The organism is Curvibacter sp. GW821-FHT09D12, from assembly GCF_059416245.1.
In genome coordinates, this window is the sequence record NZ_JBWKOU010000024.1 from 67,706 (window position 1) to 75,502 (window position 7,797).

Here is a 7,797-nt window from a genome sequence, read left to right on the forward strand (position 1 = left end):
GGCTTACTTCAGCGGAATGGCTTGGGCCCGATCCACCGGCACCGCCGTCAGGCTGTTCTGGGGCGAGCCTTCGACCAGGCGATCCGAGTAGGTCAGGTAGACCAGGGTGTTGCGTTTGATGTCCACCATGCGCACCACGCGCAGGCGCTTGAACAGAATGGACATGCGCTCCGAGAACACCTCGTCTTCTCGCGGCAAGGGCTTCTTGAACGTGATCGGACCCACCTGACGGCAGGCAATCGAGGCCTCGGCCTTGTCTTCGGCCAGGCCAAAAGCCCCCGAAAGGCCGCCGGTGCGGGCGCGAGACACAAAGCAAGTCACGCCCTCCACCTGGGGGTCGTCATAGGCTTCAACCACGATCTTGTGGTTGGGGCCGATCAGCTTGAAGGCCGTGCTGACGTCGCCGACCAGATCGGGGCTGGCGTGGGTGCTCAGGGCGAGCAGGGCAAGCCCCAGCCCGGCGCTCAGGCGTTGAAGGGCCGTCCGGATGGCGGGGGTGGCGGAATCGGGCATGGGGTTTTCTCCTGAGGTTGCGCCCAATGGCGGCGATTGCGTTAGTCTGCCCGCATTTCTTGACAACTCTGGAGATGAGCATGGAACTCGGCTTGGACGCGCAACATGTGTTGGTCACCGGTGGCAGCAAAGGCATTGGCCTGGCCTGCGCCAAGGGTTTTCTGGCCGAAGGGGCCCGTGTGACGTTGGTCGCTCGCAACCCGCAGACGCTGGCGCAGGCTTTGGAGGCCTTGGGCGGCGATGCGCAGCGTGTGGCCACGGTGGCGGCCGATCTGTGCGATGCCGCCGCCGCCTTGGGGGCCCTGGACGCTGCTGAGGCAGGTTTTGGCCCGGTCGATGTGCTGGTCAATTCAGCCGGCGCCGCCCGCCGCACCCCACCCGATGAGCTGACCCCCCAGGCCTGGCACGACGCCATGCAGGCCAAGTACTTCAGCTATCTGCACATGATTGACCCGGCCATCAAGCGCATGGCCCAGCGCGGGCGGGGCGTGATCGTCAACGTGGTGGGCGCGGGCGGCAAGGTGGCCAGCCCCATCCACCTGCCCGGCGGTGCGGCCAATGCCGCGCTGATGCTGGTCAGCGCCGGACTGGCAGCCGCCTATGGCCCGCGGGGCGTGCGAGTGAACGCGGTCAACCCCGGCGCCACCCTGACCGAACGCCTGCGTGAAGGCCTGAATGCCGAGGCCCGTCTGCAAGGCATCAGCCCGGAAGAGGCCCTGGAACGCTCCCGCGCCAAGCTGCCCCTGGGGCGACTGGCCACCCCGGACGAAATTGCCAACGCCGTGGTGTTTTTGGCCTCGCCCAAGGCCAGTTACGTCACCGGCGCCATCCTGGCCATGGATGGCGCAGTGACACCGATGGTGGTCTGAGCCATGACCGAGTGGCGCATCCGCTGTCCTGATCTGGATGCGGAGTGGACGGCGGCTGAGGGTGAATCACTGCTTGAATCGGCCGAGCGTGCCGGCATCGAGTTGCTCAGTTCATGCCGCAACGGCACATGCCGTACCTGCATGTGCCGGCTGGTGGCGGGTGAGGTGCGTTACCGCATTGAATGGCCGGGCCTCAGCCGCGAGGAGAAGGCTGAGGGATGGGTGCTGCCATGTGTGGCGGAGGCGGCGCAGGATTGCGAAATCACGGTGTTTTGCCGTTGAAGCAATTCGGCGGCGCATGGCCCTTGAGTGTTCGCAGGCGCATCAGTACCTCAAGGCCATGCGTTTTGGGCAACATACATGTTGTCCTTCCAAATGTTTTAAAGCCTTCAATTGTGGGATGAAATTCCCTGAATGTTTGGAGTTTCGGCCGGTGCCCGCGCTCTGTGCACGGAGAGTCTTGCACCTGAAAATCACGGTCCATATCGGAGCCAATTCCCGTGTGGGTCAAGGTACTTCGCAGGGCTGATTTTGCACGAGCGCTGGCGACCTCCGAAGGCTGCCTTGATGGGTAGGTCGAACGTGTTTCGAGTGACCGGTGTACTTGGGTGCGTGCGCCCACGACATCGTCTCTCCGGCGCTTGTTCTAATTTGGAGCTGATGAGCGCCCCGGCTTGTATTCATTGCCAATGCATCGATTGACTTACAGGGGAACGAGACGCCTGCGACTGTTCCTGATGGTCTTTGGCTTCAGTTAGGCCCTCTCGCCGTGCGCCGCGTTGTGCCTTAATCAGTACTGCCGTGTTGTACACGGTGCGACTGTTCTAGGCGGTGATTGTGCGGTTGTGGCGAGCCGTGGATGAGGATCTTCCACCTTTGGTCCCAGGGGCAGCGAGTAAGATCACCACGGTGGACGAAAGGGCATTGTGCGGTGCCGATGACGGTGAGGGCTCTTGGGGCGATGGCACGCTTTGCCTGTTGTTTGTTGGCATGCAGATGCCGCATACGCATCTTCAGGGCCACTTGCAGATATTTGATCGGTCGCGTGTCAAACTTCTGATCGTCGATGTACCAGATCGGGGCGGTGTGGCCTTGTTGCTCGTGGATCGGGAGGTGGGAATTGAGCCGGTGCTGAACGTGGTGCTCGCTGGCCCGTACCGGTGTTCCAAATCTTTGCTCATGGTAGTTCTGGACATTGGTCGTTGGCTGCAGTTGGCCCAGTGCTTGTCGGTGGGGCGTCTGGCTTTGACTTCCAACCGGGCGTAGATCCTCGATGTGATCGTGCTGCAGGGTTGTCGGCCGATACTCGGATGCTTGGGTTTGATGGCATGTTGCTGTCGACGCATGATGCGTTGGTTTGCCCGACAGTTCGTCCTTAGTCCGATGCCCTGCGCTTCGATTTGGTCCGGGCGGTGAAGAGCACACTGGAGATGCTCCACTTGAGCGTACGTGAGGGCACGCAGCGTCCTCAAGAGCAAACATAAAAGCGATTTTTGATGTTGGAATGTATGTTGGTTATGAATGACAGGCCCGTACCGTTATCGCAGTTGCAATTGCTGTGGCGCGACATCCGAGCTTCCTTGGCGCATTGGAGATTTTGGATCCACCTTGGGCTCGAAGATGTCTTGAAGCAGTATCGGCGCTCTTACCTGGGGCCGATCTGGATTTCGCTGAACACCGCAGTGTTCATCGTGGCATTCAGCATGATTGGTGCTCAGGTCTTCAAAATGGATCTTCGGGAGTACCTTGTGTATTTCTGTGTTGGCCACATCATGTTTCTGTTTCTATCGTCCCTGGTGTCCGAGGGTTGCCAGACTTTCGTTGCTGCTGACGCATTTCTCAAGCAGACGCCATACCCGAAGGTTGCCTTCGTCCTGCGCGTGGTGTGGCGCAACCTTATCAACATGGCGCACAACCTGCCGGTGATGTTGCTAGTGTTAATGCTGTATGGCAATCTCTGGCATGTGCGTCTCGATGTGTTTGCGCTTGATGCTGTGCTGACGCTGTTCTCGGCCGTCTTGATGGTGTCGTGTATGGGCGCAATCTGTGCACGTTTTCGGGACGTGCCGATGATCGTGACCAGCTTAATGCAAATTTCGATGTTTGTCACCCCGGTAATGTGGAAGCCATCGCAGTTGTCGGAGCGTGCCCAGCTAATCGTTTACCTTAATCCCCTGGCGGCTTATCTAGAGTTGCTGCGTGCTCCCTTGATGGGGCAGGTACCAGAACTCCATCATTACCTTTCGGTTCTGATTGTTATTGGGTTTCTGTTATTGGGTTTCTTCACCATTTTCCTCACCAGTCGGCGCAGGCTGGTCTACTGGCTTTGAAATATGGCTTATCTGGAGTTAGCTGATGTCGGGGTGGATTTCCCGATTTTTTCCTCTCGTTCTCGTGGTGTGTTGAACACCTTGCTGGGAAAGGCCAGTGGTACACAACGAGTGGAGAACGACGCCGATGGACATCTGCGAGTACATGCGCTACGCGGCATCAACTTACATTTGCAAAATGGAGATAGGGTTGGTTTGATTGGGGGAAATGGGGCAGGTAAATCGACCTTGCTCAAAGTTTTGTCTGGGGTGTATGAACCCACCGCCGGATTCATTCATTGCGAGGGCAACGTGTCGTCATTAATTGACCTCATGCTAGGTATGGATCCTGATGCCAATGGCTATGACTTCATCATCACGCGCGGTATCGTGATGGGACGTACCAAGCGCGAAGCGCGGCAGATGATTCCTGATGTCGAGGAGTTCTCTGAACTCAATGAGTATCTACACCTTCCGGTGCGCACCTACTCCTCGGGCATGTTGCTGCGTCTTGCCTTTGCCGTGGCGACGTCGACTGTCCCTGACATACTGTTAATGGATGAGATGATTGGTGTTGGTGATGCTCGCTTTCTCGAAAAAGCCAAGGTTCGGCTCGAGCGATTGATGCGTGAGGTAAAAGTGTTGGTGTTGGCATCACACAGCGATTCAATTTTGCAGAATTTCTGCAACAAGGGGCTTGTGATGGCAGATGGCCGTATTCAGTTTCAGGGAGGCATGGCCGACTGCCTAGCCTACTACCACGGACACATCTAGAAACCGAGGCTTCGTTTTCAGTTGTGTCATGAGGTCATTCTCTAAGTTCAAAGTGCAGCACAAAGATCTCCAGGAAAAGAAAGTAGAGATGAGCGGTGGAGTGATGGGCAAAGCCAAATTCGCTTTGAAGTTCAATCAGGAAGCTTTTGGGCAATTCAAGGTAGGATGGCCGCCTGTGATGTTAGCCAAGCCTCTGGTTATACTCAGCGCAAGCTTGTGATGCCAACGAGCAGCTTGAGGAATTGCGCAAACAGCGAACTTGCAGCAATGGTGAGCCTTGATCAGGCAGAGAATGCTTGACTGAAGATCGATGTGGCGCGCCCGAAGATGGCATGTGATACTGGGAAAGAGCGGCGGCGTACTTTGCACATGATGTGCTCCACAGTACGTGCGTGTATTCACTCGATGTCGCAACGGACGCTGGCAGAGCATGTTGATGTGCGAGGTCTCGTATGGCAGTTCCGGCTGATATTTAAACTGGGACGGTGCCGGCAAGACTGGTCACGGTGGGCCCGCGCAGTTTTACAGCTATGAGGCTGTGTTCGCCCATATGCTAGCCACTCATACGCAGGTCAAGATTGATTCAACTGGCCATGCATGCGCAAGGAGCGGTTACTCAGGGGTATCCGAGTCGGCAAAGACGTGGGGATCAGTGGATGCCACAACACGGTATCCACGTTATGACCAAGCGCAAATTCGTGACTATGAGCCACATCAGACGTCGCTTGTCGGTGATTCAGCGACAGTTCAATCCGTAGGCACCCAATCGCTCATGAAGTGGGGCATCACCTGTATCGTCACGGATGAGGGTTGGATGTATCTGCCCGCAGTCTTGGACCTTCGCAATCTCTGGGTGATGGTCTGTAGTCCGATGAACGATGCCTTGTTGATAGGGAGCCGCAAGGGAAATTGTTGGGTCAGGACTCCAACCAATAGCCTATGTGCCACTTGTAAACAGTGTGTGTTCTCGGTTGAATGTTCACAACTGGAATGCCTGCTCGGCAGGGAACTCTAGATGGGATTGGGTTTTACAACTGTTCCTGGCCACGTTTGCATTGGCTTACATGGGTTCCCTGCAGTACGAGAGTCGCTGGCTGATGGTGCTGGAAATATCTGTAGCTTGAAGATCAAATATGTACTCCAACTTCAAGAGGTAGCCACAGTTCAGGCATGGTTAGGTTCGTTGTCTTCATCTAGTGTGACGCCCACTCGCAACGAATCCAGTCATGTCTTTGATCTTTAAGGAAAATTGAATAATTTGCTGAGCCACAGTGCAGTTGATGAGTTAGTGCTGATTTTTGAAAAACTTCGGATTAAGAGTTTTGGATTGGCCACCTGTGGATCGATTTCATTTAAAATTCATATCGATTGTATTTTTTACCCCTTAGCCCATCGGTAGCTTTGTTTGTTAGGCTTTAATTTAAATGTTGTCCATAATCTTAAAATGAAAAAAATATCTATTTTTGAGTGGCAAGCAGATTTCAAGAATGAAATTAAAACTGGTTCATTATTGATGGCCGGTATTGTTTGTTTTTTGATAAACGCGGCAATTGCCGCTTTTCAAGCGGAAAGCGGCGTGCTGACAGAAATAATTCATCACTCAACGCTTATGCTGGAGTTGCAATCAGATGGGGCGTTTTATTCTCTTTGGTACATGGTGGAGAGCGTCATATTTTTAGGCAGTCATGATAAAAATGTGCTGATCGCATGTGGGTATTTGCTGTTAGGGATGATGTTCTTCGTAAAAGGGGTCATGACTCAAGGAATGCTTGCTGATTCAGGGAAAGGTATTGGTGTTGAGTTGCTGGTTTCAGTGCTGCTGTTTGTTGCGGCACCTGTGATGGTTCCATGGTATGCCAAATTTTCTCCTGGATTTTCGATGTCTACAAAGTATCTGGGAGACATTCCATCAAATACGTTCATGTCGGCAACTCAATATGTTGCAAATATGCTTGCCATCCCTTGTGTTTTTTATACTGGACGCTACTTTTTTGAGCCGAGTTTTCGTCGCCTTATCGCGGGTGTGGCATTTTCTATGTTGGCGGTATTGGCGAAGCCAGGGATTGCTCCCGGCATATTGGCGATGTGGGCTCTCGGTTCGTTTTATAATTTTAAAACAAAGCGAATCGAGATGGCCGAATTGGTGGCTCTCTTGGCGGTGTTTTTGTTTGTTCTAATCGATGTTTTGTGGATATACAGTAAGCTACTTTCCGGATCATGGCATGGAATTACTACTGTAATTGCTCCTTTTGCTACATGGAGTTTTTATACGGCTCATCCTTTTTTTGATCTTCTGAGGAGTTGGCTTTTCCCTGCTTCTCTGATGTTATCGCTGTTGATTTTTAACGATTTCGATAGAGAGTCATTTTTTGTTATGGGGGCTGGATGGATTGTGTCGATTTCAACAATAATCCCATTTGTTCTATTGGCAGAAGTGAGGGGTGGTGCCTTTATCTATTCTGGGAATTATATTTGGGGTGTAATTGCTGCTACTTCTGCTCTATATTTTAATGCTGCGTACGTGATGACCAGGAAGTCATGCAAGGTGGCAGCGGGGCCGATGTTGATTTTGATTTGGTCTTCATTCAGTGGTGTTAAATATCTGATATACTTTTATCAGACAAAGAGTTTTCTGTAATGTTGTTTGCATAAATTTTAATGCTATTTTGATTTTTTTTGGCGCTCGGAGAGATACAGCAGGCTGAAGAAATTCTCTAACGGCCTCGACTACCAGGGAGGCCGTATCGAAAAATTCCGGCATCGCAGAAAAGTAGTCAAATTTCCATTTGTGCAAGCCTGCGGGACTTCGGTGCGTATCAAGACAGGTATTGCCTTGATTTATTGAGCCAAATTTTGATGAGCCTCGGGTTGTAATTTGGCGCTGTCGCGGTACACCGTGTGCCGTGGAGTTTGGAATCAATGGTACAGATTGACCAGACTCACCACCGTGCCTTCTTCAGTTAATCCGTACTGAAGACAGCGAAATATTCCTCGTTCTCGTTGCCCCAAGTCGGTAGGCCGGATTTTTGCTGAAACTGAGCTATCGCCTTTTTTCTGTAAGCGGTTGGGCATCCTCTCTTAAGCAATCTATATCAGCCGTGATACACCCAGGTTTAACGTTTCCCTGGCAACTCAATCGTAAGCGCCTAGCCGAGTCATCTACCCAATCTGCCGCTGTCCCCAGAGGAACCATCCCACCAATCACTCCCTTTGGTGGATACGTGGAGTATCTTCAGCAATCAACCTCCCGTTACCCGTAAGCGTCCTGGCAAGTCATCTACCCAACCCTGCGCCGCCGCCTGAGGATCCAACCCACCAATCACTCCCCTTGG

At 53.1% G+C, this 7,797-nt stretch carries 7 protein-coding genes; 6 read left to right on the plus strand and 1 reads right to left on the minus strand.

The window, feature by feature from the left end; genetic code table 11:
* Positions 1 to 3: 3 nt before the first annotated feature.
* Positions 4 to 513 (minus strand): CreA family protein, encoded by a 510-nt coding sequence (locus AC07PT_RS25655; protein ID WP_494658599.1) that lies wholly within the window; start codon positions 511 to 513, stop codon positions 4 to 6.
* Between the two features lie 80 nt (positions 514 to 593).
* On the opposite strand from AC07PT_RS25655, the gene AC07PT_RS25660 reads away from it, so the two are divergent.
* The 6 genes from AC07PT_RS25660 (at position 594) to AC07PT_RS25685 (ending at position 7,103) form a co-directional block, all read left to right on the plus strand.
* On the plus strand, positions 594 to 1,382 hold the full coding sequence (locus tag AC07PT_RS25660) for an SDR family oxidoreductase (protein ID WP_494658600.1): 789 nt from the start codon (positions 594 to 596) through the stop codon (positions 1,380 to 1,382).
* A gap of 3 nt (positions 1,383 to 1,385) precedes the next feature.
* Positions 1,386 to 1,664, plus strand: a complete 279-nt coding sequence (locus tag AC07PT_RS25665; RefSeq protein WP_494658601.1) for a 2Fe-2S iron-sulfur cluster-binding protein — start codon at positions 1,386 to 1,388, stop codon at positions 1,662 to 1,664.
* 1,235 nt (positions 1,665 to 2,899) lie between these two features.
* The gene (locus AC07PT_RS25670; protein WP_494658602.1) at positions 2,900 to 3,712 is read left to right on the plus strand and encodes an ABC transporter permease; all 813 of its coding nucleotides are present in this window, start codon (positions 2,900 to 2,902) and stop codon (positions 3,710 to 3,712) included.
* A 3-nt stretch (positions 3,713 to 3,715) separates the two neighbouring features.
* Positions 3,716 to 4,465 (plus strand): ABC transporter ATP-binding protein, encoded by a 750-nt coding sequence (locus tag AC07PT_RS25675; protein ID WP_494658603.1) that lies wholly within the window; start codon positions 3,716 to 3,718, stop codon positions 4,463 to 4,465.
* 28 nt (positions 4,466 to 4,493) lie between these two features.
* The gene (locus AC07PT_RS25680; RefSeq protein ID WP_494658604.1) at positions 4,494 to 4,685 is read left to right on the plus strand and encodes a hypothetical protein; all 192 of its coding nucleotides are present in this window, start codon (positions 4,494 to 4,496) and stop codon (positions 4,683 to 4,685) included.
* A gap of 1,224 nt (positions 4,686 to 5,909) precedes the next feature.
* Positions 5,910 to 7,103 carry a hypothetical protein gene (locus AC07PT_RS25685; RefSeq protein ID WP_494658605.1) on the plus strand — a complete coding sequence of 398 codons (1,194 nt, stop codon included), beginning with the start codon at positions 5,910 to 5,912 and terminating at the stop codon, positions 7,101 to 7,103.
* The last annotated feature ends 694 nt before the right edge of the window (positions 7,104 to 7,797 follow it).

What these genes read in the sequence shown, in the direction of transcription:
- AC07PT_RS25655 (WP_494658599.1), bottom strand. Translation starts at nt 513, where the DNA reads ATGCCCGATTCCGCCACCCCCGCCATCCGGACGGCCCTTCAACGCCTG.
- AC07PT_RS25660 (WP_494658600.1), top strand. Translation starts at nt 594, where the DNA reads ATGGAACTCGGCTTGGACGCGCAACATGTGTTGGTCACCGGTGGCAGC.
- AC07PT_RS25665 (WP_494658601.1), top strand. Translation starts at nt 1,386, where the DNA reads ATGACCGAGTGGCGCATCCGCTGTCCTGATCTGGATGCGGAGTGGACG.
- AC07PT_RS25670 (WP_494658602.1), top strand. Translation starts at nt 2,900, where the DNA reads ATGAATGACAGGCCCGTACCGTTATCGCAGTTGCAATTGCTGTGGCGC.
- AC07PT_RS25675 (WP_494658603.1), top strand. Translation starts at nt 3,716, where the DNA reads ATGGCTTATCTGGAGTTAGCTGATGTCGGGGTGGATTTCCCGATTTTT.
- AC07PT_RS25680 (WP_494658604.1), top strand. Translation starts at nt 4,494, where the DNA reads ATGAGGTCATTCTCTAAGTTCAAAGTGCAGCACAAAGATCTCCAGGAA.
- AC07PT_RS25685 (WP_494658605.1), top strand. Translation starts at nt 5,910, where the DNA reads ATGAAAAAAATATCTATTTTTGAGTGGCAAGCAGATTTCAAGAATGAA.